Origin of the sequence: Pseudarthrobacter cellobiosi (genome assembly GCF_023913815.1) — a bacterium.
In the GTDB taxonomy this organism is placed as follows: Bacteria; Actinomycetota; Actinomycetes; order Actinomycetales; family Micrococcaceae; genus Arthrobacter; species Arthrobacter cellobiosi.
On record NZ_JAMXBK010000028.1, the window covers coordinates 359,815 to 384,949 of the forward strand.

23 protein-coding genes are annotated in these 25,135 nt (G+C 66.4%); 10 read left to right on the forward strand and 13 right to left on the reverse strand.

Annotated features, from left to right (window positions below; genetic code table 11):
* Positions 1-80 precede the first annotated feature (80 nt).
* Both NG701_RS19865 and NG701_RS19870 read left to right on the forward strand, forming a co-directional pair.
* The gene (locus NG701_RS19865) at positions 81-254 is read left to right on the forward strand and encodes a CsbD family protein (RefSeq protein ID WP_252570224.1); all 174 of its coding nucleotides are present in this window, start codon (positions 81-83) and stop codon (positions 252-254) included.
* A gap of 217 nt (positions 255-471) precedes the next feature.
* On the forward strand, positions 472-1,230 hold the full coding sequence (locus NG701_RS19870; RefSeq protein WP_252570581.1) for a dienelactone hydrolase family protein: 759 nt from the start codon (positions 472-474) through the stop codon (positions 1,228-1,230).
* A gap of 150 nt (positions 1,231-1,380) precedes the next feature.
* Here NG701_RS19870 and NG701_RS19875 read toward each other — a convergent pair whose 3' ends face one another.
* From NG701_RS19875 to NG701_RS19895, 5 genes are all read right to left on the reverse strand, one after another.
* The gene (locus NG701_RS19875) at positions 1,381-2,841 is read right to left on the reverse strand and encodes an amino acid permease (RefSeq protein ID WP_252570226.1); all 1,461 of its coding nucleotides are present in this window, start codon (positions 2,839-2,841) and stop codon (positions 1,381-1,383) included.
* A 188-nt stretch (positions 2,842-3,029) separates the two neighbouring features.
* Positions 3,030-3,398 carry a Rieske (2Fe-2S) protein gene (locus NG701_RS19880; protein ID WP_252570228.1) on the reverse strand — a complete coding sequence of 123 codons (369 nt, stop codon included), beginning with the start codon at positions 3,396-3,398 and terminating at the stop codon, positions 3,030-3,032.
* Positions 3,395-5,911, reverse strand: coding sequence for a nitrite reductase large subunit NirB (nirB, locus tag NG701_RS19885; RefSeq protein WP_252570230.1), 2,517 nt, complete (start codon positions 5,909-5,911; stop codon positions 3,395-3,397). Before nirB ends, NG701_RS19880 begins: the two co-directional genes overlap by 4 nt.
* Positions 5,911-6,258, reverse strand: a complete 348-nt coding sequence (locus NG701_RS19890) for a molybdopterin oxidoreductase (RefSeq protein WP_252570231.1) — start codon at positions 6,256-6,258, stop codon at positions 5,911-5,913. The genes nirB and NG701_RS19890 overlap by 1 nt, the downstream gene beginning before the upstream one ends.
* Positions 6,259-6,449: 191 nt before the next feature.
* Complete coding sequence (locus NG701_RS19895) at positions 6,450-8,171, reverse strand: ABC-F family ATP-binding cassette domain-containing protein (RefSeq protein WP_252570233.1); 1,722 nt, start codon at positions 8,169-8,171, stop codon at positions 6,450-6,452.
* 221 nt (positions 8,172-8,392) lie between these two features.
* Between NG701_RS19895 and NG701_RS19900 the strand changes: the two genes are divergently transcribed.
* Positions 8,393-8,908, forward strand: coding sequence for a histidine kinase (locus NG701_RS19900; RefSeq protein ID WP_252570234.1), 516 nt, complete (start codon positions 8,393-8,395; stop codon positions 8,906-8,908).
* A complete protein-coding gene (locus NG701_RS19905; RefSeq protein ID WP_252570236.1) occupies positions 8,908-9,771 on the forward strand; it encodes a DUF4097 family beta strand repeat-containing protein in 864 nt (287 codons plus the stop codon). Before NG701_RS19900 ends, NG701_RS19905 begins: the two co-directional genes overlap by 1 nt.
* A gap of 99 nt (positions 9,772-9,870) precedes the next feature.
* On the opposite strand, the gene NG701_RS19910 is transcribed toward NG701_RS19905, so the two are convergent.
* Genes NG701_RS19910 through NG701_RS19920 form a run of 3 tightly spaced genes read right to left on the reverse strand, consistent with a single transcriptional unit; the run spans position 9,871 to position 12,563 of the window.
* The gene (locus NG701_RS19910) at positions 9,871-10,749 is read right to left on the reverse strand and encodes a metal ABC transporter permease (RefSeq protein WP_252570238.1); all 879 of its coding nucleotides are present in this window, start codon (positions 10,747-10,749) and stop codon (positions 9,871-9,873) included.
* 3 nt (positions 10,750-10,752) lie between these two features.
* Complete coding sequence (locus tag NG701_RS19915; RefSeq protein WP_252570240.1) at positions 10,753-11,553, reverse strand: metal ABC transporter ATP-binding protein; 801 nt, start codon at positions 11,551-11,553, stop codon at positions 10,753-10,755.
* Positions 11,553-12,563, reverse strand: a complete 1,011-nt coding sequence (locus NG701_RS19920; protein WP_252570242.1) for a metal ABC transporter substrate-binding protein — start codon at positions 12,561-12,563, stop codon at positions 11,553-11,555. The genes NG701_RS19915 and NG701_RS19920 overlap by 1 nt, the downstream gene beginning before the upstream one ends.
* 147 nt (positions 12,564-12,710) lie before the next feature.
* Between NG701_RS19920 and NG701_RS19925 the strand changes: the two genes are divergently transcribed.
* From NG701_RS19925 to NG701_RS19940, 4 genes are all read left to right on the forward strand, one after another.
* Complete coding sequence (locus NG701_RS19925; RefSeq protein WP_252570244.1) at positions 12,711-13,472, forward strand: CPBP family intramembrane glutamic endopeptidase; 762 nt, start codon at positions 12,711-12,713, stop codon at positions 13,470-13,472.
* A 62-nt stretch (positions 13,473-13,534) separates the two neighbouring features.
* Complete coding sequence (locus NG701_RS19930; protein ID WP_252570246.1) at positions 13,535-14,500, forward strand: 1,4-dihydroxy-2-naphthoyl-CoA synthase; 966 nt, start codon at positions 13,535-13,537, stop codon at positions 14,498-14,500.
* 59 nt (positions 14,501-14,559) lie between these two features.
* A complete protein-coding gene (locus NG701_RS19935; RefSeq protein ID WP_252570248.1) occupies positions 14,560-15,768 on the forward strand; it encodes an AMP-binding protein in 1,209 nt (402 codons plus the stop codon).
* A 78-nt stretch (positions 15,769-15,846) separates the two neighbouring features.
* Positions 15,847-16,728 carry a 1,4-dihydroxy-2-naphthoate polyprenyltransferase gene (locus tag NG701_RS19940; RefSeq protein ID WP_252570250.1) on the forward strand — a complete coding sequence of 294 codons (882 nt, stop codon included), beginning with the start codon at positions 15,847-15,849 and terminating at the stop codon, positions 16,726-16,728.
* On the opposite strand, the gene NG701_RS19945 is transcribed toward NG701_RS19940, so the two are convergent.
* Positions 16,725-17,051, reverse strand: coding sequence for a DUF4229 domain-containing protein (locus NG701_RS19945; RefSeq protein ID WP_252570252.1), 327 nt, complete (start codon positions 17,049-17,051; stop codon positions 16,725-16,727). The genes NG701_RS19940 and NG701_RS19945 overlap by 4 nt on opposite strands.
* 60 nt (positions 17,052-17,111) lie before the next feature.
* Between NG701_RS19945 and NG701_RS19950 the strand changes: the two genes are divergently transcribed.
* Both NG701_RS19950 and NG701_RS19955 read left to right on the forward strand, forming a co-directional pair.
* On the forward strand, positions 17,112-17,501 hold the full coding sequence (locus NG701_RS19950; protein ID WP_252570254.1) for a PLD nuclease N-terminal domain-containing protein: 390 nt from the start codon (positions 17,112-17,114) through the stop codon (positions 17,499-17,501).
* A 7-nt stretch (positions 17,502-17,508) separates the two neighbouring features.
* Positions 17,509-18,135, forward strand: coding sequence for a hypothetical protein (locus NG701_RS19955; RefSeq protein WP_252570256.1), 627 nt, complete (start codon positions 17,509-17,511; stop codon positions 18,133-18,135).
* 9 nt (positions 18,136-18,144) lie between these two features.
* Here the strand turns inward: NG701_RS19955 and NG701_RS19960 are convergent, their stop codons facing one another.
* From NG701_RS19960 to NG701_RS19975, 4 genes are all read right to left on the reverse strand, one after another.
* The gene (locus NG701_RS19960) at positions 18,145-19,638 is read right to left on the reverse strand and encodes a dynamin family protein (protein ID WP_252570258.1); all 1,494 of its coding nucleotides are present in this window, start codon (positions 19,636-19,638) and stop codon (positions 18,145-18,147) included.
* Positions 19,635-21,581: a dynamin family protein gene (locus NG701_RS19965; protein WP_252570583.1), complete on the reverse strand. Its 1,947-nt coding sequence runs from the start codon at positions 21,579-21,581 to the stop codon at positions 19,635-19,637. Before NG701_RS19965 ends, NG701_RS19960 begins: the two co-directional genes overlap by 4 nt.
* Positions 21,582-21,740: 159 nt before the next feature.
* Positions 21,741-22,913 carry an IniB N-terminal domain-containing protein gene (locus NG701_RS19970; protein WP_252570259.1) on the reverse strand — a complete coding sequence of 391 codons (1,173 nt, stop codon included), beginning with the start codon at positions 22,911-22,913 and terminating at the stop codon, positions 21,741-21,743.
* Positions 22,914-23,078: 165 nt separating this feature from the next.
* Positions 23,079-25,133 (reverse strand): LuxR C-terminal-related transcriptional regulator, encoded by a 2,055-nt coding sequence (locus NG701_RS19975; RefSeq protein WP_252570261.1) that lies wholly within the window; start codon positions 25,131-25,133, stop codon positions 23,079-23,081.
* Positions 25,134-25,135 lie beyond the last annotated feature (2 nt).

Consider the following 25,135-nt stretch of genomic DNA (forward strand, 5'->3'; position numbering starts at 1 on the left):
CCCTTGAAATGGTAAGCATGCTTTGTGTTATTCTGAAACGGCATTGTTTGATCCCCTGAAAACGAAAGGCGGCCAGACTCATGGGCCTCGGAGACAAGATCAGTAACGAAGCAGAGCACCTGGGCGGCAAGGCCAAGGAAGCGGCCGGCAACGCCACGGACAACGACAAACTCAAAGCCGAAGGCCAGGCGGACCAGGTCAAGGCTGACGCCAAGAAGGTCGGCGAAAACGTCAAGGACACCTTCAAGAACTAGTCCTCCCATATTCGAGCGGCGGCGGATTCCCATGGGGGATCCGCCGCCGTTCTCGTGCCCGCCCACCGCCATCCGTTGCTCCCCACCGACCCCCTCGCCTCGCAAGCTCGGCCAGGGAACCCTGCCGGCGTGGGCCCAGGCGCCCTTTTGACGCCCCAAAAGGGCCCGTACGGAGCAGTCTATGGAGGGGATCGACGGCGGCGGCTACCCTTGGCCCATGACGTATGTGGACCTGAGTGCCCAGAGTGCCGCTGCCGGCGGTTCGCCTTCGCTCGGCGGATATGTCGCCACACCGTCCGGCACCGGCCCGTTTCCCGCGGTCCTGATGATCCACGAAGCCTTCGGCCTGAACCACCTCGTTCGCGGCCACGCAGACCGGATGGCCCACGCCGGGTACCTGACGCTGGCGGTGGACCTGTTCAGCGACGGCGGCCCGCGCCGCTGCCTGGTCGGCACCATGCGGAGCATGCTCCGGGGAAGCGGCCGCGCGTTCACCGACCTCGCCACCGCCCGGACCTGGCTGGCCACGTCGCCGCTGTCCACCGGCAAGACCGGGGTGATCGGGTTCTGCATGGGCGGCGGTTTCGCGCTGCTGGTGGCCCGCGACGGCTTCGACGCGGCCTCGGTCAACTACGGCCGCCTGCCCGGCAATCTCGAGGAAACCCTCCGCGGCGCCTGCCCCATCGTGGCCAACTTCGGCGGCCGGGACCTCACCCTCAAGGGTGCAGCGGGCAAGCTCGAGACCGCCCTGGACAACCTCGGCATCGAAAACAGCGTCAAGGAATTTCCCACCGCCGGTCACGCGTTCCTCAACGAAATCGACCTGGGCCCCGCGGTTTTCAGGCCACTGATGCGGGTCATGGGCATCGGCCCCGACCCGGAGTCCTCCCCCGAAGCCTGGCAGCGAATCGAAGACCACTTCGCCCGGCACCTCAAGAGCGTGGACGCCGCGCGTAACCCATCGGCTGCTCCGTAGGCGCCCTTTTGAGCGCTCAAAAGGGCGGTTACGGAGCAATCGATGGAGGGAAGAAACGACGACGGCGGGCCGCCCCCGAAAGGGTGACCCGCCGTCGTCGTACTTCTTTGCGTCCGGCTGCTGAGCATCCGGCTGCTGAGGCGAAAAGACCTAGCAGAAGAGCTCGCTCTTGGGCTCGTTGTGCTTGACCTTCTGCCAGCCCAGCCACAGGACCAGGGCGAAGAACGGGATGGTGGCCAGGGTCCAGAGACCGAGGTGGAATACCTCGCCGGTCTTGCTGGTCATGGTGTCGAAGCCGATGAGTACGGTGATGGCCAGCAGCGCAATGAGTCCGGCCCAGCTGCTCCAGGTTCCGCCGGGCGCGGGCAGGGAGGAGACCTTGCCCTTCTTGTGGCGCAGCGCGATCTGGCTGGCGAAGATGGCGCCCCAGGTGAAGATCACGCCGATCGATGCGGAGTTGAGCGCGAGGTCGAAGGCGTGTGAGCCGCCCAGCCAGATGTTCAGCAGGATGCCAACGAGGTAGACGGCGCCGATGGCCAGGATGGCGGCGTACGGCACGTGGCTCTTGGACATCCTGGTCAGCCACTCCGGGGCGTGCCCGTTGTTGGCCATGGTCCGGAAGATCCGGCCGATCGAGTACAGGCCCGAGTTGCAGGAGGACAACGCGGCGGTAATGACGATCATGTTCATAACATCGCCCATCCAGCCGAGGCCCATCTGGCCGAACACAGTGACGAACGGCGAGGTGCCGGCCACGTACTGGTCCGAGGGAAGCAGCATCGCCAGGAGCGTCACCGAACCGACGTAGAACACCACGATGCGGAAGACGACGGCGCGGATCGCTTTGGGAACTTCCTTGGCGGGGTCCTGCATTTCACCGGCCGTGATGCCGACGAGTTCAATGCCGTTGTAGGCGAAAATCACGGCGTTCAGGACGAGGATCATCACCAGCGCACCCTTGGGGAACATTCCGCCTTCGGCTGCGAAGAGGTTGTTCACCGAGGCGTTGCCGTCGCCCACCTGGGCGTTGGTGACCACCATGAAAGTGCCCACGGCCAGGAAGATCACGATGGCGCCGACCTTGAGACAGGAGGCCCAGAATTCAAACTCGCCGAATGCCTTGACGCTCATGAGGTTGACGCCCACGAGCAGCAGCAGCGCGGCGATGGCGCTGAGTTCGACCGGCACGTTGGGGAAGAAGAACTGGAAGTACAGTCCGATCGCGATGAGTTCGGCGATGCCGGTCATGGCCCAGTTGATGAAGTACATCCAGCCGGACAGGTACGCGCCCTTCTTGCCGAACATCTCACCGGCGTAGCTGACGAAGGAACCCGACGTCTGGCGGTACATGATCAGCTCGCCCAGGGCCCGCATCAGCAGATAGGCGATAACGCCGGCAATGGCGTAGGAGAAGATGAGGGCGGGGCCAGTGGAGGCCAGGCGTCCGCCTGCACCCATAAAGAGGCCGACGCCGATGGCGCCGCCCATGGCAATCATGGTGACCTGGCGTCCGCTCAGGGATTTTTTGTAGCCCTCGGCGCTGAGGGTGGAGTCGACGACGGCGGATTGCGCCGTGGGGCTCTCGAGTTCTGTGGGGGTACTTTGAGGCACAACAATTCCTTGTGGGTAGGGGATTGGCCGGCACCCTTGGCAGGGACTTCTCCATCCCGAAAATTCTGTTTCTTGATGTTTCAAGGAATTTTCTGTATGGAAAGTCACAGTACGTCGAAGTTCGCGCGGCCTGTCTATCCTACAAGACTCAAACCGCAGCAAGTGACGAGGGCTACACCCGGGCCCGATTAAGCCAAACTATTGCCACGAATATGGGGATACTTCAGAACAATGTTCTGTTCGGCATCCTCCTGAACGCTGTACGTGCGCAAAGGTTCGGCGCCGGTGCTGGAGCAGCCCGTTTCCAGGCTGAACGCGTGCTGGTGCAGCGGGCACATCACCACCTCCCGGTCGATGGTGCCGTCCGCAATGGGGCCGCCGCGGTGGGGGCAGACCGCGGACAGGGCGCGCAGGGTCCCGTCCCGCAGCCGGAAGACCGCCACCTGCTCGCCGTCCACCCCGAAGGCCCTCCCCTCACCGAACGGGATCTGGTCCACCGGGCCCAGGATGTGGCTGGTGGTGCTGACGGGCTCGGTGCTGATCGGATCGGCGTTCATCGGACCGGCACCTGGGGCAGGACGGTGAGGGGCAGGGAGGTGCGGAACTGGCCCGGTGTGAGTGGATCGTCGCGTTCACTCCACGGATCCACGTAGCTGTCCACGGATGCCTGCATGGCGGCGTCCAGTTGCGCGGCGACACCTTCGGAATCCTCCACGATGACCGCGCGGAGATGCTCGATGCCCACCCGCGGCACAAAGGAGTACGTCCGTTCCAGCCAGTTGGCCTGCTCGCGGTAGTACTGCATGAACCGGCCCGCCAGCAGCTTGACCACCTCGGGGTCGTCCACGGTGGCGAGCAGGTCGCCCTTGCGGATGTGGGCGCCCGCCGCGCCGCCCACGTAGAGTTCCCAGCGTCCGCCCTCCACCGCCACCACGCCCACGTCCTTGACCAGCGATTCCGCGCAGTTCCGCGGGCAACCGGACACAGCCAGCTTCAGCTTGGCCGGCGACTCGATGCCCTGGAACCGTGCCTCGATCTCGATGCCCAGTTTTGTGGAATCACCGGTGCCGTACCGGCAGAAGTCCTTGCCCACACAGGTCTTCACGGTGCGGAAGCTCTTGCCGTAGGCGAAGCCCGAGGGCATGTCCAGGTCGGCCCAGACCTGCGGGAGGTCCTCCTTGGGGATCCCCAGCAGGTCGATCCGCTGCCCGCCGGTCAGCTTGATCAGGGGAACGTTGTGCTTTTCGGCGACGTCGGCAATCCGGCGCAGCTGCTGGACGGACGTGACGCCGCCCTTCATCTGCGGCACCACGGAGAACGTGCCGTCGCGCTGGATGTTGGCGTGCACCCTGTCGTTGATGAATCGGGCGTCGCGCTCGTCGATGTACCGGTCGGCGAGCATCATCTTCAGCAGCGAGGCCAGGCCCATCTTGGATTTCGCGTCCTCGGCGCTCCCCGGAGCCAGGGCCGTGAACACCTGGGACACAGAGCGCAGGCCCAGCTTCCGGATGGCGGCCATCAGGGCCGGCTTGTCCAGCGGGATCCCGGGCACGTAGTAGCTGGCGGCCGGGTCCTCCTCCACTGCGCCGTCCGCGGCCCACTCCACCACCTGCTTGACCAGGAGTTTGCAGGAACCGCAGCCCTTGCCGGCGCGGGTGGCGTCCATGGCGCCGGACACCGTGGTGCAGCCGCCCTTCACGGCGTCCACCAGGGCCTTCTTGCTGACGCCGTTGCAGTTGCAGACCTGGGCGCCGTCGTCGAGCTCGGCCACGCCCACCTCCTCACCCGGCCCGCCGACGTCGAACATCAGGGCGATCCGCTCCTCCGGCAACGGCAGCCCGCGGTCGTAGGCCTGCGTCAGGTAGGCCACCTTCCGGCTGTCGCCCAGCAGCGTGGCGCCCACCATTTTGTTGTCGCGGACCACGATGGACTTGAAAATGCCGCGGCTGGGCTCCGAGAAGACGATGTGCTCGTCCGTGTCGAGCTCGGGGCCGTGCAGTCCTATGGATGCCACGTCGACGCCGGCAACCTTCAGCTTGGTGGCGGTCCGCGAGCCAAGGTAGGCCGACGACGTATCGGCGCCGGTCACGTGGTTGGCAAGCACCACGGCCTGCTCCCACAACGGCGCAACCAACCCATAAACCTCGCCGCGGTGCTGGACGCACTCCCCCACGGCGTAGATGTCGTCTTCGTCCTGGACCCGGAGCCTGTCATCCACCACAATGGCCCGCTCCACCGGCAGCCCGCTCAGCACGGCCACGTCCACGTTCGGCCGGATGCCGGCGGCCACCACCACCATGTCGCAGGCGATGTCCTCCCGGTCCCGGAAGCTGACGCCGCTGACCCGGTCCGTACCGAGGACAGCAGTGGTGCGGCTGGACGTGTGCACCCGGATGCCCAGGGCCTCCACGCTCCTCCGCAGCACCGCACCGCCGTCGGGCCCCATCTGCGCGTTCATGAGGTGCCCGCCCGAGTGCACCACCTCCACCTCGATCCCGTGGCTTTTCAGCCCGTAGGCCGCCTCGAGGCCCAGCAGGCCGCCGCCGATCACCACCGCCCGCCGGTGATGCTCCTGCTGGGCATGCTGGACCATCCTGCGGGTGTCATCGATGGTGCGGAACCCGAACACACCGTGCTTCACAGACCCGCCAGGTGTGTACAACCCGTCCATCGGCGGCATGTGGGAGCGGCTCCCGGTGGCGATGATGAGGGTGTCGTACGGTGTCACGCGGCCGTCATTGGAAAAGACGTGCTTCGTGAACTTGTCGATCCGGTCAACACGGACCCCGGCGTGCAGCGTGATGCTGTTCTCGCGGTACCAGGGCAGGGCGTTCAGGAAGATATCCGCGTCGGATTCTTCGCCGGAGAGGACGTGGCTGAGCATGATCCGGTTGTAGTTTCCGTACGGCTCGTCCCCGAACATGGTGATGGTGAACTGGTCCGCGCCGCCCCGGGCAAGGATCTCCTCCACCGCCCGGGCGCCGGCCATCCCGTTGCCCACCACCACCAGCCGACGGCGAGGCGCGGCGCCTGTGTGCCTCCCCTGCGGCCGGTCAAGCACGCTGGTCATCAGTGTTCCACCATGCCCAGATCAACAACCACGGATCCCCCAACACCATCCGGGGCGGCGAGATAGAGCTCCACCACCGAGCCGCCGTCGATGTCCTCCACCACCCGCAGCGGCACATGGACCTCGCTCTTGGCACCGATGGGGAAGTACCGCATGGGCACGCCGTTCCGCATCAGGACCACCGTGATGAGCTCACTGCTCGAGTTGCCGCCCCGGAAGTAGAGCGTCTGGTTGATGACGCCATCCGGAACGTAGTGCGAGAGCTCGCTGTGGATGGGGACGGGTTTTTCCAGCCCCGTGCCCACAAACGGGAAGATGCCCTGCAGGAAAAGGTTCTTGGTGATCACGGACAGATCCTTTCGGCCGGCGGGAGACTGGCATAGGCCTATCTTCCGCCGCCGATGTTTCCGCCTGCCGGTCGGTGGGTAACAATCTTTTTACGCAAAACTCACCGTTTCCGCGCCGCCGCCGGGGCTCTTGCGCCGTTTCGGGCACGGGCAGTCGTGGCCCCCAAGGACGGTGGTGTGTCTTGGCTGCTTCAGGCCGCAGCCAGCACGCCCTTGTCCATCGAGTACCGGATCCAGCGCCCGGCCTCGTCCGTGCGCGAGTTGTCGGTCTTCTTCGCGCACCGGGCAAACCAGTCCCGAAGGGCGCGGTCGTGGCTGACCATAACCAGGGTCCCGGTGAAGCCGGCGAGCGCCTCCTCGAGCTGTTCCACCAGAACCGGTGCCAGGTGGTTGGTGGGTTCATCCACAATGAGCGTGCCGTAGCCGCCCAGCAGCAGCCGGGCCAGGGCAAGCCTGCGCTGCTGGCCCGCGGACAGGCTGCCCACCGGGACGTGGAACTCGCTGGTGCGGAACAGCCCCAGGCGCAGGAGTGCCTCGGCGTGCTCATCGATGTTGCCGCCAAGGCCGGCCGCGAAGGCCGGCAGCAGGCGGAGCGTGGGCCGCTGCGGCAGTTCGAGTTCCTGCTGCAGGTAGCCGATCCGCGCAGGCCGCTGAACCAACCCTTCGGCGGGCTCCAAGGTTCCCGCCAGCACGGAGAGCAGCGTGGATTTGCCGGCGCCGTTCGGACCCGTGATGAGGATCTTCTCGCCCGTGCGGGCCACGAAATCAGTGACGCCCAGGCGGCCGGGAACTGCGACGCCTCGGGCCATGAGGACCGCCGACGCGGTCAAGAGCGAGTCATCCCCGGGTGCGGCAGCTGCCCCGGGCCCCGCAGGCGCCACAGACAGAGCCTGCGGATCCACGGCGAGCTCCGCCGCAAGCCGCAGCGGCACCGGCGGGCGGTCAATGGGGCTCGCTTCCAGCCGACGGAGCCGTTCCTGCGCGTTGCGGACCTTGCTGGTCGCCGCTTTCTGCCAGGTGCCGGCCTTGAAGTCGAAGCCCATCTTGTCGTTGTCGCGCTTGCGGGCATAGCCCATCCTGTCGGTCACGGTGTCCGCCTGCCGCTGCTCCGCCTCCATCGCGTCGATCCACTCGTGGTACTGCTGGACCCAGCGCTGGCGTTCGGCGGCCTTCTCGCGGAGGTAGCCGTCGTAGCCGTTGCCGTAGCGGGTCACGGTACGGCGCTCGGCATCAACCTCAATCACGGTACTGGCCACCTTGCGGAGCAGCACGCGGTCGTGGGACACCACCACCACTGTCCCGCGATGGGCGGCCAGCCGGTCCTCCAGCCAGGCGGTTCCGCGGGCATCGAGATGGTTGGTGGGTTCGTCCAGGAGCAGGATGTCCGCCGGATCGGCCAGGACACACGCCAGCGCCACGCGCTCCTGCTCGCCGCCGGAGAGCGATCCCAGCGTTCGCTTCCGGTCCAGGCCACCCAGGCCCAGCCGGTCGAGCGCCGCCTCCACTCGGGATTCCGCGGCGTAGCCCTCGCGCAGCTGGTACTCGGTCTGCAGCCGGCCGTAGGTTTCCAGCTCGTCGTCCTCGGCATCGGCGAGGCCGGCCTCCAGCCGGTCAAGTTCGGCTTCGAGGGCGCGCAGCGAGGCCAGGGAAGCGTCGACGGCGGCGCCCACGGTGAAGGATTCGGGCAGGCCGTGCGTCTGGGCAAGGTAGCCCACGCGGCCGTGGCTGACCGCAGTTCCTTCGTCGGGCGCTTCCAGCCCGGCCAGGATCCGGAGCAGCGTGGATTTGCCGGCACCGTTTTCGCCGACGATGGCAACATGCTCGCCGGCCGTGATGACCAGGCCGATTCCGTCCAGCAATTGCCGGTCGCCGTAGCCGTGGGAGACGCCGGAAAGGTTCAGGTGTTCAGTCAAGACAAGTCCTCGCAAGATTCCGCAGTGTGGCCGCCGGAACTGGTGCTCGACGGCGGCCCTGGATTCGGGGGAACAGTCCGGCATTGCCGGGCTGCTGCTCAGGACTTCATCGCTCCAGCTTCCCCGCCGGAAGCCGCAACGTCAAGCCGGGACACCACCGGTGACGCCATTATTCGCCAGAAAGTATTGACGTGACACCAAAATGACGTCAGCATGGTGTCATGCAACTCAACCAATACGTCTCCGCCGTCCAGCATCAGCTGGGTGTTGCCGCCGAAGCCGGTGGCCCTGAGGCCCGGGAACTCAGCGAACGCCTCACTGCCGCGCTTGACTCCACTGTCCGGCTCGTCCTCCTCGAAGCCCTCTCCGACGCCGCCAGCGAGATCACCCTCGAGCTGGCCCCGGCGTCGGTGGAGGTACGGCTCCGGGGCCGCGATCCGGAGTTTGTGGTTACCAGCCCGCCCGCCGCCAGCGACTTCGAATTGGTGACTGAACGCTCCAGCCAGCCGGCCCGGCAGGCCCCGGAAGAGTTCGACGGCGCCAGCACCTCGCGCACGACGCTCCGCCTTCCGGACCACCTCAAGCAGCAGGTTGAAGAGGCCGCCGGCCTTGAAGGCCTGTCCGTGAACTCCTGGCTGATCCGGGCCGTCGCGGACGCGCTCAACGGCAGCCAATCCACCCATCGGACCATTCGCCGCGATCCCGGCGAGCAGAACTTCACAGGATGGGCACGCTGATGACAATCTTCGAGACCCCCCAACCAATCGCCGTCGTAGTGGACGTGTCCGTCCGTGCCGACATTCTGGTTGTCGCCGGCAACCGCACCGACACCGTAGTCAACATCCGGCCCCGCGAGGTAACCCGGGCCCTGGACATCAAGGCGGCGGAGCAGACCACCGTGGACTACATGGATGGACGCCTGCAGGTACGGCTGCGATCCCAGCGCCGCCACAGCTGGTTCGGCGACGGCGGCGCCGTGGACATCACCGTTGAAGTGCCCATCGGCTGCAGCCTGGAGTTGAAGTCCGGCATGGGCGACCTCCGCTGCGAAGGTGAATTCAGCTCCGCCGAACTGAAGACGGAAATGGGCCACGTCCAGCTCGATCACTGCACGGAACTCCGGGTCCACACGGGCATGGGCGATGTGACCGTGGAACGCGTCGCGGGGCGGGCCGAGATCAAGACCGGCTCGGGCAAGATCCGGATCCGGGAAATCGATGGGACCGCCAGCGTCAAGAACGGCAACGGCAGCACGTACATCGTGGATGCCGCCGGTGAACTCAAGGTCAGTGCCGCCAACGGGGACGTCGCCGTTGAACGGGCCGGCGACACCACCACTATCAAGGCCTCCAACGGCGACATCACGGTCGGCGAGGTGGCCCGCGGAATCCTGACCATCCAGACCGCCGCGGGTTCGTTGGCCATCGGCGTCCGCGAAGGCAGCGCCGCGTGGCTGGACCTCAGCACAAAGTACGGGCGCGTCCGCAACGGACTCGACGCCACCACCGGGCCAAGCGAGACGGACGCCAAAGTGGAGATCCGCGCCCGCAGCGCCTACGGCGATATCACCGTGCGGCGTTCCCCTGTTCCCACGCGGTAAAACTCCACCAGGTAAAGAACCACACCAGGCATGACCTCTGCAAAGGAAAAGTCATGGCAGGCACCCAAACGGTCATCACAACCGCAAGTCCGTCCGGGCCTAGCCAACCAGAAGCGCGGCGGCCTTCCTGCGGCGGGCCTTCGCCAGCCGGGTGCCGATCAGTCCTTGCCGAGGGCTGAACAGGTAGACGGCGGCGAACACCACGCCCTGCGTGAGCACCACCATGGCGCCCGAAGCCGTGTCCAGGTAGTAGCTGAAGTAGATGCCGGCGATGGAGCACACCGCTGAAATCACCGGGGCGATGACCAGCATCCGGTTGAAGCGGTCCGTGAGCAGGTAGGCCGTGGCGCCGGGGATGATGAGCATGGCCACCACCAGCACCACACCCACTGTCTGCAGCGCCACCACCGACGTCAGCGCCAGCAGCCCCATGAGCAGCGCCCCCAGCCGTTTCGGGGAGAGCCCGATCGCGTGGGCGTGCGTGGGATCGAACGCATAGAGGGTCAGGTCGCGGCGCTTCAGGATCAGGATGACGAAGGCGACGACGCCCAGCACCAGCACCTGGATCAGGTCCGGGATGCTGACGCCCAGGAGGTTGCCGAAGATGATGTGGTTCAGGTCCGTCTGGCTGGGTGTGACCGAGATCAGCACCAGGCCAAGGGCAAACAGCGACGTGAACACAATGCCGATCGCGGCGTCCTCCTTCACCCGGCTGGTGTTGCGGACGACGCCGATCAGGGTCACCGCAATCAGCGCGAACACCAGCGCACCGAGCGCGAACGGGGCGCCAACTATGTAGGCCAGCACTACGCCGGGCAGCACTGCGTGGGAGACGGCGTCGCCCATCAGGGACCAGCCGATCAGCACCAGCCAGCAGCTGAGGACGGCACAGACGACGGCGGCGAGCGCGGTGGTGATGATGGCGCGGACCATGAAGTCGTAGCTGAGCGGTTCGAGCAGGATGTCGAGGAGTTCCATGGGTCAGCCCCTGCTCTCGGTGCCGGCGTGGGTAGCCGCGCTGGTGGTGGCGGGGTGGGCAGGTTCCGGGAGCTCGCGGTTCAGCACATCCAGGCCGAACGCCATGGCGAGGTTCTCCGGCTGCAGGACCAGTTCCGGGGCGCCGTGCATCAGGACCCGGCGCATGAGGAGTACGGCTTCGTCGCACAGGTTGGGCAGGGCGTGGAGGTCGTGGGTGGAGATCAGGATAGTGCAGCCGTCGGAGGCGAGCTCGCGCAGCAGCCGGGTGATGGTGGCCTCGGAGCGCTTGTCCACACCGGCGAACGGTTCGTCCAGGAGCATCATGGTGGCACCCTGGGCGATGCCGCGGGCCACAAAAGCACGCTTCTTCTGCCCGCCGGACAGCTGCCCGATCTGCCGCTCCGCGTACTCGCCCAGTTCCACGCGGTCCAGTGCCTGGTCGACGGCGGCGCGGTCGGCCTTGGAGGGGCGCCGGGTGAAGCCCTGGTGCCCGTAGCGGCCCATCATCACCACATCGCGGACAGACAGCGGGAACTGCCAGTCAACATCCTCGCTCTGCGGCACGTAGCCGATCCCGCCCTCCTTGCGCGCCCTGGTGGGTGACTGTCCGCCGATCAGCACGCGGCCGGCGTCGGGCTTGATCATTCCCATGATCACCTTGAACAGGGTGGATTTCCCGGACCCATTCATGCCGATCAGGCCGCAGATCCGGGCGGCGTCCACGGTGAGCGAGGCGGAATCGAGCGCCAGGACCTCGCCGTAGTGGACGGTGACGTTTTCAACCAGGATGGCCGGGGTGCTCATTACTTCGCCCCTGCTGCGGAGCCGGTGGAGGTGCCGGTTGAGGTGCCGGCCAGGGCCTTGGTGATGACATCGGCGTCGTGCCTGATCAGGTCCAGGTAAGTGGGTACGGGACCGTCGGCTTCGGACAGCGAATCCACATAAAGTGTGCCGCCGAACTTCGCGCCGGTGGCGCCCACCACCTGCTGCATGGGGGCATCGGACACCGTTGATTCACAGAACACGGCGGGAACCTGGTTCGCCTTGACGTACTCGATGGCGCGGGTGATCTGCTGCGGCGTGGCCTGCTGTTCGGCGTTGACCGCCCAGATGTAGACCTCTTTGAGCCCGGCGTCGCGGGCCAGATAGGAGAAGGCGCCTTCGCAGGTCACCAGGGCGCGCTGGTTCTCCGGGAGGCCAGCGAGGCTTGCCTTAATCTCGTCCTGCACACCCTGCAGTTCGGCCTTGTACGCGTCACCGTTGGCCTTGAAAGCCGCGGCGTTCTCCGGGTCAAGCTCGCTGAACGCCTTCACCATGTTGTCCACATAGATCTGCACGTTCACCGGCGACATCCACGCATGCGGGTTCGGTTTGCCCTGGTAGGAGTCCTCGCTGATGGACATGACTTCCACACCGTCACTGACCACGGCGTGCGGCACGTCCAGGCCCTCCACGAACTGCCCGAACCAGGCTTCGAGGTTCAGGCCGTTGTCAAGGATGAGATCCGCCTTGGCCGCCTTGCGTATGTCGCCGGGGGTGGGTTCGTAGCCGTGGATTTCGGCGCCCGCCTTGGTGATCGACTCCACGGTGAGCTTGTCCCCCGCAACGTTCCGGGCGACGTCGGCCAGCACCGTGAAGGTGGTCAGGACCACCGGCTTGTCACTGTCGCTGTTGCCTGACGCGTCACCCCCGCACGCGGTAAGGGAGAGTGACAGGAGGACGACGGCGGCGGCGCCGGCAGCGCGGAACGCCGCCGTTCCCCGGGCGAGGGTTCGGATGGCTACTTTGGCGCGCCGAAACAAAAAGTTAGGCATGCCGAATATTCTACCGGACGCCGATCTGGCCCCGCAATGTGACGCCCACCAGCACGACCCGCCCCAACTAGGTAGCGCTAACTGTCGCTTTGGGGCCTCAAAACGACAGTTAGCGCTACCTAGTTGGGGTGGAGCTAGGCTGAAGACATGGCCACCACACACCGGAAACCACCCGCGCCGCAGCCCGAGCTGTACCGGTCTTCCGCCCTTGATTTCACCGCCGTCGGCCTCTATGTGGCCGCGGCCGGGCTCTTCGCCGTGGCCGGGGAACTGCTGGTCCCGTTCATAAGCCAGTTTGCCCCCAGCCCGGCCGCAGCGTCGTACGGCGTGAACCTCATCTTCTATGGCTCGATCGGGATCCTGGCGCTGGCCGCCGCCCGCCGGGTGGCGGCCCGGGACCTGCGCGTGCTGGCCACCCGTCCGTGGTTCACGCTGCTGATGGTGCCCGCGGCGGTGGTGGCCATGATGATCCTCACGGCCGTGGTGGTGTCGGCCGCTGGCGGAGTCGAGACGTCGGCAAACCAAGCCGGACTGCAGGCGCTGATGCAACAGGTCCCTGCCTGGCTGATGGTGCCTGTCCTGGTGGTGGTGGGCCCGTTTGTGGAGGAGTACATCTTCCGGCACCTGCTGATCGGCAAGCTCAGCCGCCAGCTCAACATCTGGCTGTGCTGTGCCCTCTCTGTGGTCCTCTTTGCTGGCATCCATATCGCAGGCCAGGAAGCCATCACGCTCAGTGCGTTGCTCCCCTATCTGGCCATGGGCGCCACGCTGGTATTTGTCTACGTGTGGACCGGGAAAAACCTGATGTTCTCCTACTTTGTGCACGCGGCGAAGAACCTGCTGGCGGTCATCTTCATCTACGCCATCCCGCCCGAGCTATTCGAGCAGTTGCAGCAGGTCCAGCCCTGACAGCTGCCGTACCCGAGGGCAACGGGTTCTGCATCAGCTGACCCGATTACTAGACTTGTCCGGTGAGCAACCAAATTCCCGCCAAGGTGTCCGACGTCTTTGACCCCACCCGCTGGCGCACCGTGTCGGGTTTCGACGATTTCCAGGACATGACCTACCACCGGCAGGTAGAGCGTGTTTCGACGGGCTCAACAACCGGAACGGAAACCAGGGACCTGCCCACCGTCCGCATCGCCTTCAACCGCCCGGAAGTCCGCAACGCCTTCCGCCCCGGCACCGTGGACGAGCTCTACCGCGCCATGGACCACGCCCGCATGACCCCGGACGTCGCCACGGTCCTGCTCACCGGCAACGGCCCCTCCCCCAAGGACGGCGGACACAGCTTCTGCTCCGGCGGGGACCAGCGGATCCGCGGCCGGGACGGGTACCGCTATGCAGACGGTGAGACCACGGAAACCATCGATCCCGCCCGCGCCGGGCGCCTCCACATCCTCGAGGTCCAGCGGCTCATGCGGACCATGCCCAAGGTGGTCATCGCTGTCGTGAACGGCTGGGCCGCCGGCGGCGGGCACTCCCTGCACGTGGTCTCGGACCTCACCATCGCCTCCCGCCAGCACGGCAAGTTCAAGCAGACAGACGCCACGGTGGGAAGTTTCGACGCCGGGTACGGCTCGGCGCTGCTGGCCCGCCAGATCGGCCAGAAGTCCGCCCGCGAGATCTTCTTCCTGGCCCGCGAGTACTCCGCGGACGACATGGTCCGCATGGGCGCTGTGAACGAGGCCGTGGACCACGAGCGCCTCGAAGAGGTGGCCCTGGAATACGCCGCGGACATCGCCCGGCAGTCACCGCAGGCCATCCGCATGCTGAAATTCGCCTTCAACCTTGCCGACGACGGCCTGGCCGGCCAGCAGGTCTTCGCCGGCGAAGCCACGCGCCTGGCCTATATGACAGACGAGGCGGTGGAAGGCAAGGAAGCCTTCCTGGAGAAACGGGACCCGGACTGGTCCCGCTTCCCGCACTACTTCTAGGCACCACTTCAAGCCGGCCGGCCTCCAAGCCCCGGCTGACTTCAAAGGCAGGACGGCACATGAATCTCGGAACCCAGACCATCGGTCCCACGGACATCGACCCGGTGCTCAAAGCCCTGGCCGCCGCCCTCCACGGTGAGGGACCCGCCGTCGAACTTTCCGTGGGCCCCGACGGCGAACTGGTGGTGGGACACACTGAGACGCCCGGCTGCGATGACGCCGTGGCGGTGGTCCGCACATCCGGCTCGACGGGCGCGCCGAAGGCCACCATCCTGACCGTCGAGGCGCTGGCGGCCTCATCCATGGCCACCGCCCTTGCGCTCGAGGGTGAGGGCCAGTGGCTCCTGGCGCTGCCCGTGCAGTACGTGGCCGGCGTGCAGGTCCTGGTGCGGTCGCTGTTCGCCGGCACACGCCCGTGGGTGATGGACATGTCCGGCGGTTTCACCCCCGAGGCGTTCACGGCCGGTGCCCTGGAGCTGACCGACAAGTTCCGCTTCACCTCGCTGGTCCCCACACAGCTCCAACGCCTCTTGGAGGCACCGTCGCCGGAGACCCTGGCCGTCCTGCGGCGGTTCAACGGCATCCTGTTGGGCGGCGCACCGGCGTCGGCCGGGCTGCTGGACGCCGCCCGCGAGGCCGGCGTCAGGGTGATCACCACCTACGGGTCCGCCGAAACCTGCGGCGGCTGCGTGTACGACGGCGTGCCGCTGGAAGGCGTCCAGGTCCGGGTGGCCGATGACGGCCGTATCCTGTTGGGCGGCGACACCGTGGCCGCCGGGTATGTGGATGCGCCGGAAGCGACGGACACGTTTTTCGAGGAGGACGGCGTCCGCTGGTACCGCACCAATGACCTCGGCACCCTGGACGCGGACGGCCGGCTCACCGTGCTGGGCCGTGCCGACGACGTCATCATCACCGGCGGCGTTAAGGTCTCGGCCGCGCATGTGCAGGAAGAGCTGGAAAAGTCCGACGGCGTCGCGGCGGCTTTTGTGGCGGGCGTCCCGTCCACGGAATGGGGCCAGGCTGTTGCCGCGTTTGTTGCGCTCGACGCCGGCACCGCTGGCGCTGCCTCAGCCGCGGGCTCGGGTGCCACTGGCAGCACAACCGGGGATCACGCCGTCGTACTCAAAGAGGAATGGCACCGGCGGCTGGGCCTCCTGGCACCGAAAACCGTGCTGGCTGCCCCGGAACTGCTATTGCTTCCCAACGGCAAGCCGGACCGCCTGGCGATGATCGACCGGCTCAACTCGCTGCATCAGGGAAAGTAGAGTAGACCTGCAGCGGTGGCCCATTCGCGGCCGCCACTACCGTTTCACCGTTCTCCCGACCCAACAGAGGTACTGACCGTGGCCACAGCCGCACAATGGATCCAAGGCGCCCGCCTCCGCACTTTGCCGGCCGCCATCGCCCCGGTACTGATCGGCACCGCCGCGGCCTACGAGCTGGATTCGTTCCGCCCCGTTAATGCCGTGCTGGCCGCCCTGGTGGCGCTGCTCCTGCAGATCGGCGTGAACTACGCCAACGATTACTCGGACGGCGTCCGCGGCACCGACGAGGACCGCGTTGGACCGCTGCGGCTGGTGGGCTCCGGCGCCGCCCGGCCGGAACACGTCAAATATGCAGCGTTCGGCGCCTTCGCCGTGGCCATGCTGTTCGGCCTGGCGCTGGTGGTGATCACCCAGAGCTGGTGGCTGATCCTGGTGGGAGTCGGCTGCGTCATGGCCGCATGGGGCTACACCGGCGGCAAGAACCCCTACGGCTACATGGGCCTGGGCGACGTCTTTGTGTTTGTCTTCTTCGGCCTGGTGGCAACGCTCGGCACCACCTACACCCAGGCCGGCCAGGTCAACCTGCCGGCCGTTATCGGCGCGATCGGCACCGGTCTCATTGCCTGCGCCCTGCTGATGGCCAACAACGTCCGCGACATCCCCACCGACATCCAGGCCGGAAAAAAGACCCTGGCCGTGCGCCTGGGCGACAAGCACGCCCGCGAAAGCTACGTGCTGATGCTCGCCGTGGCCATCCTGCTGGTGGTCATCCTGGCTCCCGGGCGGCCGTGGATGCTGATCGTGCTGCTGCTGATCCCGGCCTGCCTGATGCCCGCCTGGCTGATGATCAACGGCCGCAAGCGCAAGAGCCTCATTCCCGTGCTCCAGCAGACCGGCCTGATCAACCTCGGCTACAGCCTGCTGTTCTCACTGGGACTGGTGCTCAGCCACGGATTCTAGGCCTCGGGCGCCTTCGTTTCGGGTGCCTTCGGGCCGCTGTTCCGGATGGTGATGTCCGGGTTGGCGTCCAGGAGGCTGTCCTCGGCTTCGGCGTCGGCCACCTCGCTTTCACTTCGCAGCGGCTTGGCCTTGCCGGAGAGCCGTCCGTGAATGGCGGCAGCGGCGTCGTCGCGCTGTTTCTGGAAGAAAAGGTAGCTGACCGCAAACGCGATCAGCGCTGCGCAGATGACTGACAGCACCGCCCCCAGCTTCAGGAACATAAAGAGCACAAAGAGCGGCGCAAACAGCGCCAGCCGGATCAGGGAGTATTTCAGAAAAGCCACGGTACAAGTTTAGCCGCCCTGCCTGAACGCCCCCGGCCTGCGGACGATAGACTTAATGGCATGCTCTTCCGTGTGGTTCTCGCCGTCGCCGTTCTCGTCATCTTTGTGTATGGCCTGGTGGACGTGATCCGCACTGACGGCCGCCTCACCCGCGGGATCTCCAAGCCGGCCTGGATCGTGGTGATGATTGTCCTTCCGGTGGTTGGCGCCATCCTGTGGCTGTTGATCGGCCGCCCGCGTGACTCAGCCCCGGTCCGCCAAACACGCAGCCATCCCACCGCCCCGGATGATGATCCCGATTTCCTCCGCAACCTGGAAATGCGCCGCCGCAACCAGGCCGAAGCCGCCCGCCTCAAGAAGCTCAAGGATGACCTTGAGGCGAAGACCAAGGCCGACGGCGATGCCAGCACAGGAGACGCGGACACCCACGATACCGGTGACGTGAAGTAGGAGAAACATGGCCCAGCACCCCGACGGAGAATCCCAACAGCCAGTTGCACCCGCCGGGGCTGCCGCGCCTCCTCCGCCGCCGCCACGGCCCGGGCTGTCCTACGCCGCACCGGCGCCCATCCTGGTCATTCCGCCCGCACCGCGGAGTGTCCGCCTGGCGCGGACACTCTGGCTACTCAGCTTCGTTGCCGGCTTGGCCGTACTCATCGGTTCCTTCCTCACCCGCGACTCACACCTGGAGCGGCTCCGCACTGTGGTGGACCAGATGTCCCCCGGCGGCGGACCTGACGCTGTAACCACATCCGCGACCATTGTTTTCTGGGGTAGCCTGGGCGCCCTGCTGCTGGTGATCCTGCTCGAAGCGGCGGCGCTGGCAATTTTCTCAGCGCGCCGCGGCTGGTCCCGCTGGCTCATGATCCCGCTGCTGGCCGGGCAGGTACTGGTCATGGTGGTGGCCGCGGCTTTCCTCGTCCCCGAGGGCGACGCCGGCAGCTATGTTGTCCTGCTCTGGGGAGCCCAGTCGGGCTTGGCCTTCTTCGGCCTGGCAGCGGTTTTTGTGCCGTCGGCAGGCAGGTGGCTCAAGGCAGCGCGGATCCAGTCGGCGCAGGTCAGGCCGGCGCGGACGCGGCAATAAGGGCTGACCTCAGGCGGACTGCGGGTGCAGCTGCCGGGCCGAGCATTCAGCCACGACGCCCTCACAGCTGCGCATCACCACGCGGCAGGCCTCCACGGCTGAGCGCTCCGTCAGCGGGTTTTCCGATACCGTCCGCCACCGGTTTAGGCAGCGGCGGGCTTCGGCCAGGACTACGTCCGGTCCGGCATCCTGAGCCAGCCCCATCCTCAGGGCGGGCGCCGCACCCCAGCCTCCGACCAGCCTTTCAGCCTCCGCCGCCAATTCATCACTGAGGGATACCCCCGTGGTACGGATCGTGGCGAGCAGGCGGAGCTCACGGAACTCATGGGCGTTGGCCTGAAGGCGTTCCAAGGCTGCGGCCAGGCGGCCGGCCCCCTCCCTGGGCGCGGTGCGCAGCAAGCTTTCCACTCCCACCAAGGCAGTGCGGGCTTTGAGGGCATCCCCGCGGGCCTGGAACTGCCGGGCCACAAGGTGCAGCAAGGGGTCCAGCCCGCTGCGCCGGGCCAGTTCATGCGCCAGTGGCGTGGGTTCCGTGAAGCCACTCCGAATCAGCACCACGCCCAGCCGTATCCCAAACAGCCCGAACCGCTCAAGGAGGGAGGCCCGGGCTTCAGCGCCCAGGCTTTGCGGGACAGAGGCCCTGATGAACCTGTCCGCCGAGAGCAGCATCCGCTCCCGGGCGGACCGCTCCATGCCGGCCAGGACCTGCAGAGACTCGAAGTCCGACTGGCGCATGCTGCGTGCACTCTGCGCCAGCAGCCCCGCCACTGGGACCACGCCCAACGCCAGCTTCCGCAGGCTGTGGTCCCGGCGATAACGCTCGGCGATCTCACCGGCTGAGAGAAGTGAATCAATGCGGCCAGCGCCGATCTCATCGGCCCGGGACAGCACGGCAAGGGCGTTCACGGTTCCCGACCTACCCGCCTCGGTATCCCTGAAGGATTCGAGGAACCGCAGGTCCGAGGCGTGCATGTGGCGCATCAGGTAGATGATGGCATCAGCCTCGGAGGGCGCGTCCACGGGGATGAGGAAATCGGTGGACCGGGCAGAGATGTCTTCGGACAACGAGGCGATTCCCGGGGTGTCTATCAGGGTGAGCTCGCGCAAGGCCGGCGAGGGCCACTCCACCACCAGCCGCTCCACGTCCTCGGCGCGGGCGTTGCCCAGGACAAACACCAGGCGGCCGTCCACACGCTTCAGCGGCAGGATATGCGGTTCACCGGCAATGGGGTAGGCCGTGATCCGCGGCGTGTGCCCGTAGCGGTACCAGGTCACAATCCTTGTGCATTCCCCGGTGTCGGTCGGGGCGATCTCCTCCCCTATGATGGCGTTCAGCAGCGTGGATTTTCCCGCCTTGACCATGCCTGCCACAGCGAGTCTGAGGGGCTCGGACAGCCGCCGGGCATAAGTCTCCAATGCCGCAGCCGCAGCGGGGTCGTCCGCATACACGAGCAGGGCGTCCTGGATCAGGTCCGCCACTCCCGCGCTGATGGACTCCTTCATCTGGCCGCCGCAACCACCGGCGCCGTGCCCGCCGACTGGCCGCCCGTCGTCGGACTTCCCGACGCCGGGTTTCCCATCGCCGTGCCGCGCCCGGCCGGAGACTGCGAGGCCTGCGGCCCCGGGGATTGGGCCACTTCGGCGGCCACCAGGCCGGCGGCATGGTGCAAGGCGTCCACCTTCTTGAGCTCGGCCTTGATCTCGCGGATGCGGATGTCCTTTTCCAGCGTGTAGGTGGTGGCTGCCTTCTGGGCCGCCGCCACCGAATCCGCCAGGGAGCGGTGGTGTTCGTCCGCGATTTCCGTGAAGTGGTCCCGGGTGGAGCGCTGCACCAGCCGCAGCCGGTCCTTGAGCTGTTTGCCCACCTGGAAGGTGACATCGTCCAGCTGCCGGCGGACCAGCGCCTTGGCTTCGGCCTGCCGGCGCTTCAACCGTGCTTCCTTGTCCTCGCGGTACGCCTTGCGGCCCAGCAGCAGGCCCGCGCCCACTGACAGGGGATTGATCAGGGCCATACCGAAGATTCCCGTCAAAAGCCCGAACATCAGCACGCCCCCGTAGGATCCGCGCATGCCGATCAGGACCTTCTGCAGGGGGTTCACGTGCCCGTCGTCGAGCCTTGGCATGTTGTCCACCGGGTCCAACGCGTCGCCGGTGTCCGAAACGTGAAGCACCGGCAGGGCCACTTCGTCCTCTGAAAAATGCTCCGCCACCTGCGCGGCCAGCCACTGCGCGCGTTCGCTGGTCCACACAAACGTGTCCGAGATCGCGGCGGCGGCGCACTCCTCGAGCCACGCGGAAAACTGGGTCCAGGTGGGGCCGGGATCGCCCTGGTCAATAGCAGCCTCGGCTTCGCGCTGGATGCGCCGCAGGCGGTCCCGGAGGTCGTACTCCATGTCCGCGATCAGGTCGCCGATGCCGTCGTTGAGCGTAATCTGCCACCGGGCGGAACGTTTGCGCAGCTCATCGGCCTGTGTCTTCGCCTCCTCCAGCCCTGCAATCATCCGCGGCGTCCCCCCAGGATCCTCAAGCGCTCCCAGTTCGGACCGCAAGGACAGGCGCAGGTTCTCAGTCACGGAGAGCAGGTCCTGGCTGACGGAGCGCCGTTGCAGCCGTTCCGCCTTGCCCACAATTTCATTCCGGAGGTGGCCGATCAGCACGGGGAAACCCGACTCGGCGTTGAGTTCGCTGTCCTGCAGGCGTGCAGCCTCCAGCCGGAGATCTGAGGAAACCGCGAACAGTGGGATGTCCGGCGCCACCTGCGCGAGCTGGGCATGGTCCATGGCCTCCACACGCCGCCAGTCCGGATACAGGTCCGTTTTGGACAGGATGCCCGCAACGCTCGGGGTGATCCGCATGGCCTGGCGCAGGAACCGCATTTCGGGCTCGGTGTATTCCTGCGAGGCATCTGAAACCAGCAGCATGGCGTCCGCTGTGGGCAAGGCTGTGAGGGTGGTCAATGTGTGCGAGGACCCCAGTCCTCCGACGCCCGGGGAATCGATGACCGTCAGCCCGCCAGCCAGGACCTTGCGGGGCAGGAAAACTTCGGCCGCTACCAGCTTCTTGACGTTTCCGGGGTTGCCCCGCTCGGAAACGTAAGCCGCCAGGTCCGCTATGTTGATGGGCTGCCGCTCCAGTGCGGCTTCGTCGCCGGGCTCTGTGCCGGCTTTGGGCAGCAGGATGGCGGCGGACGCGGGTTCCCCGTGGCGGACCACGGTGGGCACCGACGTGGCGATGTCGTCGTCGACAGGGCACACCGGGGCGTTCACCAGGGCGTTGATAAGTTTGCTTTTTCCTTGCTTGAATTCCCCCACCACGATCACGCGGATACTCGGATCCTTCAGCCTGCGCAGGGTCTGGTCCAGGCGTTTCCGCAGGTCCGCGCGGTCCCCTGTCCCCACCAGCTCGATGCCCTGCTCCACCAGCAACGCCAGCTGGCCGGCGTTCATCGGCACCGGCGTACGTCCAGGGCCTCCCGGTCGTTGCGATTCAGCCATAATCTGTCCTTTGCAGCAGGGGTGCGGGTGGGACGGGGGATAATCCGCGAAGAGCCCGGCAGGAGGTGGATGGCCTCCTGCCGGGCGCTCCCGGTACCCGGAACTTGATGATTAGAGGTTGATCTCCGAATCTTCGACCGCGACGTCGGTGTCCACAGCCACGTCAGTGTTCGTCGAGTTGTCCTCGGTGGAGTTGTCCTGGAAGGAGTCCTCGACCTCGACCTCAACCGGGTTGAAGGAATCAACAACCTCCACCTCGGTGGTCTCGGTCTGCGAGTTGTCGTTGAAGGAGTCCGCCACGTCAACCGCAACATCGGTGTTGGTCGAGCTGTCCACGGAGGAGTTGTCCTGGAAGGAATCCTCGATCGCCACGTCGGTGTTGGTGGAGCTGTCCACGGAGGAGTTGTCCTGGAAGGAATCCTCGATCTCCACGGCAACATCGGTGTTCGTCGAGTTGTCCGAATTGTCGGAGTTGTCCGAGTTGTCGGAGTTGTCCTGGAAGGAATCCTCGATCTCCACCGAGTTGTCCACGGAGTTATCCGAGTTATCGGAGTTATCCGAGTTATCGGAGTTATCGGAGTTGTCGTTGAACGAATCAGCGACATCAAGGTCAACGTCGGTGTTGAACGAATCGTCCACATCCAGGTCGCTGTTGCCGATGTTGACGTCACCGCCGGCCGTGATCGAGTTGTCCGTGGAATTGTCCGTGGTGTTGTCCGTGTTGTAGGAGTCCGTGGTGTTGTAGGAGTCCCGGACGTTGTTGTCGTCGCCGGCAGCCAGGGCCTGATCGCCGGATGCGATGACAGCCTCGTTGTCGAACCATTGGTTCACATCGCCGTCGGCCCAGATGTTCTGGTTCACGGACTGGTCCGTGATCGTGTCGCGGTCGTCCACCGTCGACGTGTAGGAGTAGTTGTTCACCACGTGGTGCAGCTGCTGGACGGCGTGGGCGTGGTCGTCATGGTGGTCGTGCCCCGCCGGTGGCGGGGTGTGGCCTGCGCCGCCGCCCGCCGGTGGCGGGGTGTGGCCGGCGCCGCCGTTGCCGCCGGTCCACGAGGTGTTCCCGCCGGTGTTGTACTCCCGGTCGAAGGAAGAAGCGTTGACGGTGATGGGTGCGTAGTCCAGGACAACCGGCATAGCGGCGTCAACATCGGCCGAGCAGACTTCGCGCAGCCCGGCATCCTCGAGTGATCCTTCCGGATCGTTCAGGAACTCCTCGGCAGCGGCGGGGTTGTTGAATAGTCCCATCAGAAACTGGACGAGCTGGTTTGCGAGTGTAGGCATTGGATGGTCCTCAAATCTTCTCTGAGTTGTGGAACGCCAGGCCTCGGTGCCGGGCTTAAATCAAACCTAAGGTCCTTGGTAGGGGCCGGGCATCGGGTTGTGTCCCCGTATCCGGATGCCCCGCATTAGGGGTTTCCCTGTTTCGTGGCTAGGGGCAGTAGGGACTCAGTCCGGGCCCGGATGATCTGCACTTAGCGCCAGCCTCAGGCGCACCAGTAGATCGGAGCGGTTTTCGGCCCCAAGCCTCCGCCGCATCCTAGCAATGTGATGTTCAGCGGTCCGGGGGGAAATGTAGATGGCTTCGCCGATTTCCCGGTAGGTCTTCCCTTCCAGGACCAACCGTGCCACTTCCTTTTCGCGTTCGCTGAGCCCCGAGGCGTCCGGATGCGCGCCATGGTTGTTCTCGGCGGCGCTGCGGCGTACTTGCGGTGGCAGCCCGGCGGGTGGCCCGGTGGTTCCGCCCTGCGGGTGGAGGTCCCTGGCGCAGGCAAGGAGCCGCACCATGTCCCTGCGCTCGTCTGCCTGCGCGGCCGCATGTCCTGCCAGCCGGGCCCCTTCCCACGGCATGCCCACCACTTTCAGTCCCCGGGCAGCGTTCTCCACATCCGTCGCCTGGAACCGGCCGGCCAGGACGCTGACCCAGGCCTTGCCGGCGGCGGCGAGCACAGCGGCCATGTGACTGTAGTCCGCGGCCCGCACCAGCGCTGCTGCATGCGGGGCAAGGTCGGCCGGGCTTTGGTTCAGCAGGGCAGCCTGGACTGCCGCCCAGTGAAGCGGAACGGCCCACAGGGGCGGCTCCCCCAGCTTGGTCAGCAGAGCCCACGCTTCATCCAGATAATGCGCGACGCGCCGTGTCTCCCGCAACCGGGCGGCAGCAATCATCAGTTCGCCCCACGGCAGCAGGCTGTAAAGGTCGACGGCGGTGTGCAGCATCGCTTCGCGGGCGCGCTCCCAGGCCATCACCAGGTCATGGACGTCGCCGCTGCGCCGCGCAAGGCCCACTTCCAGGGCCGCGCACAGGAACTCGTCCCTGGGCACCAGCGGCCAGTGGTTAGCTTTGGAAGCTTCGTTGATGGCCAGCCGTGCTTCGCCAGCATCGTCCTGCTGCATGGCCGACCACGCCTGCAAGAGGTGGAGCCGTGGCCTGGCGGCGTCACCGCCCTGCCTCGCGGCGACAGCGGAGCGGATGATGGTGTCCGCTACGTGGGGTTCACCGCTGTGGAGGGCCAGCAACGCGGCCAACGCTCCAGGGGTGTCCGGAAGGGGTAGCGCCGAACCGGACGCGTTGAGCATGTCCGAAGCATGGATCAGCAGGGGAAGGCCCTTGTGTGGATCCCGCTCCATCGACTCCATCACGCCCTTGCCCGTTTGCGAAAGCGCCACCGCCACTAGGGTGGGCGACACCGATGCCGACCCGGCGGGAAAGGCCTCTTCCGCGCCCATCCGGTTGCCGCTGCCGATCATGGCCACCGCGGCAAGCGGTGCGGACCGGCCCATGTTCGCCGGACCAAGCCAGGCATAGAGGTCGGCGCTGCGGACCAACAGCCCGCGCTGGGCCCAGACGGAAGCGGCAACATCCACGCCCAGCCTGACGTCCGGCGGATCGGAGCTCACCAGGAGACCGTCAATAATTCGGCCGGCGGCGTCGAGGTCGCCCGCTGCGGCTGCGGCCTGGGCGCGGCGGGCAGCGGTGCGCAGTTCATCCGCCCCTGCCAGCAGCGCTTCGCTGTATAACTGGGCGGCCAGACCGGGGTCGTGCTGCAGCGCTTTGTCCGCGGCGGCTTCGAGTTCGGCGGCGACCCTCGGGTCGGCCAGCCCGCCTCTTGCCAGTTCGCGGGCAAGGTCGCCGAGAGGCCAGCCCTCGGCCGACACAAAACCGACGAGTTGCCGCTGCAATGCATGAACCCGGGCCGTGGGCGTGCCGTTCAGGAGCGCGTGCTGCGCCGGGCCGGCGACTGTCCCGTCGGCAAGCAGCAGGCCCGAGGACTCGGCACGCTGAACCACCGCGTCCAGGCCCGGACTGTCAGGACTTTCCAGCTTGTGGTCGAGCTCCGCTGGCAGCGGGCCGGGCAAGGTGAACCCCACGGACAGTGCCAGCAGGAGTTCCCGGACTGCCGCGTTCTCGCCCCACAGCTGCTGTGCCATGTGGCTGGTTCCGCCGGGCGCCGACGTATCTGCCTCGGGCTGGTTCCCTTCGGGCTGCGTGTGTTCGGCCGCCATGA

Bases quoted from the DNA above. Each gene is read 5' to 3' on its own strand.
- NG701_RS19865 (WP_252570224.1), top strand. From the start codon at position 81: ATGGGCCTCGGAGACAAGATCAGTAACGAAGCAGAGCACCTGGGCGGC.
- NG701_RS19870 (WP_252570581.1), top strand. From the start codon at position 472: ATGACGTATGTGGACCTGAGTGCCCAGAGTGCCGCTGCCGGCGGTTCG.
- NG701_RS19880 (WP_252570228.1), bottom strand. From the start codon at position 3,398: ATGAACGCCGATCCGATCAGCACCGAGCCCGTCAGCACCACCAGCCAC.
- nirB (WP_252570230.1), bottom strand. From the start codon at position 5,911: ATGACCAGCGTGCTTGACCGGCCGCAGGGGAGGCACACAGGCGCCGCG.
- NG701_RS19900 (WP_252570234.1), top strand. From the start codon at position 8,393: ATGCAACTCAACCAATACGTCTCCGCCGTCCAGCATCAGCTGGGTGTT.
- NG701_RS19905 (WP_252570236.1), top strand. From the start codon at position 8,908: ATGACAATCTTCGAGACCCCCCAACCAATCGCCGTCGTAGTGGACGTG.
- NG701_RS19910 (WP_252570238.1), bottom strand. From the start codon at position 10,749: ATGGAACTCCTCGACATCCTGCTCGAACCGCTCAGCTACGACTTCATG.
- NG701_RS19915 (WP_252570240.1), bottom strand. From the start codon at position 11,553: ATGAGCACCCCGGCCATCCTGGTTGAAAACGTCACCGTCCACTACGGC.
- NG701_RS19920 (WP_252570242.1), bottom strand. From the start codon at position 12,563: ATGCCTAACTTTTTGTTTCGGCGCGCCAAAGTAGCCATCCGAACCCTC.
- NG701_RS19925 (WP_252570244.1), top strand. From the start codon at position 12,711: ATGGCCACCACACACCGGAAACCACCCGCGCCGCAGCCCGAGCTGTAC.
- NG701_RS19935 (WP_252570248.1), top strand. From the start codon at position 14,560: ATGAATCTCGGAACCCAGACCATCGGTCCCACGGACATCGACCCGGTG.
- NG701_RS19950 (WP_252570254.1), top strand. From the start codon at position 17,112: ATGCTCTTCCGTGTGGTTCTCGCCGTCGCCGTTCTCGTCATCTTTGTG.
- NG701_RS19955 (WP_252570256.1), top strand. From the start codon at position 17,509: ATGGCCCAGCACCCCGACGGAGAATCCCAACAGCCAGTTGCACCCGCC.
- NG701_RS19960 (WP_252570258.1), bottom strand. From the start codon at position 19,638: ATGAAGGAGTCCATCAGCGCGGGAGTGGCGGACCTGATCCAGGACGCC.
- NG701_RS19965 (WP_252570583.1), bottom strand. From the start codon at position 21,581: ATGAACGCCGGCCAGCTGGCGTTGCTGGTGGAGCAGGGCATCGAGCTG.
- NG701_RS19970 (WP_252570259.1), bottom strand. From the start codon at position 22,913: ATGCCTACACTCGCAAACCAGCTCGTCCAGTTTCTGATGGGACTATTC.
- NG701_RS19975 (WP_252570261.1), bottom strand. From the start codon at position 25,133: ATGGCGGCCGAACACACGCAGCCCGAAGGGAACCAGCCCGAGGCAGAT.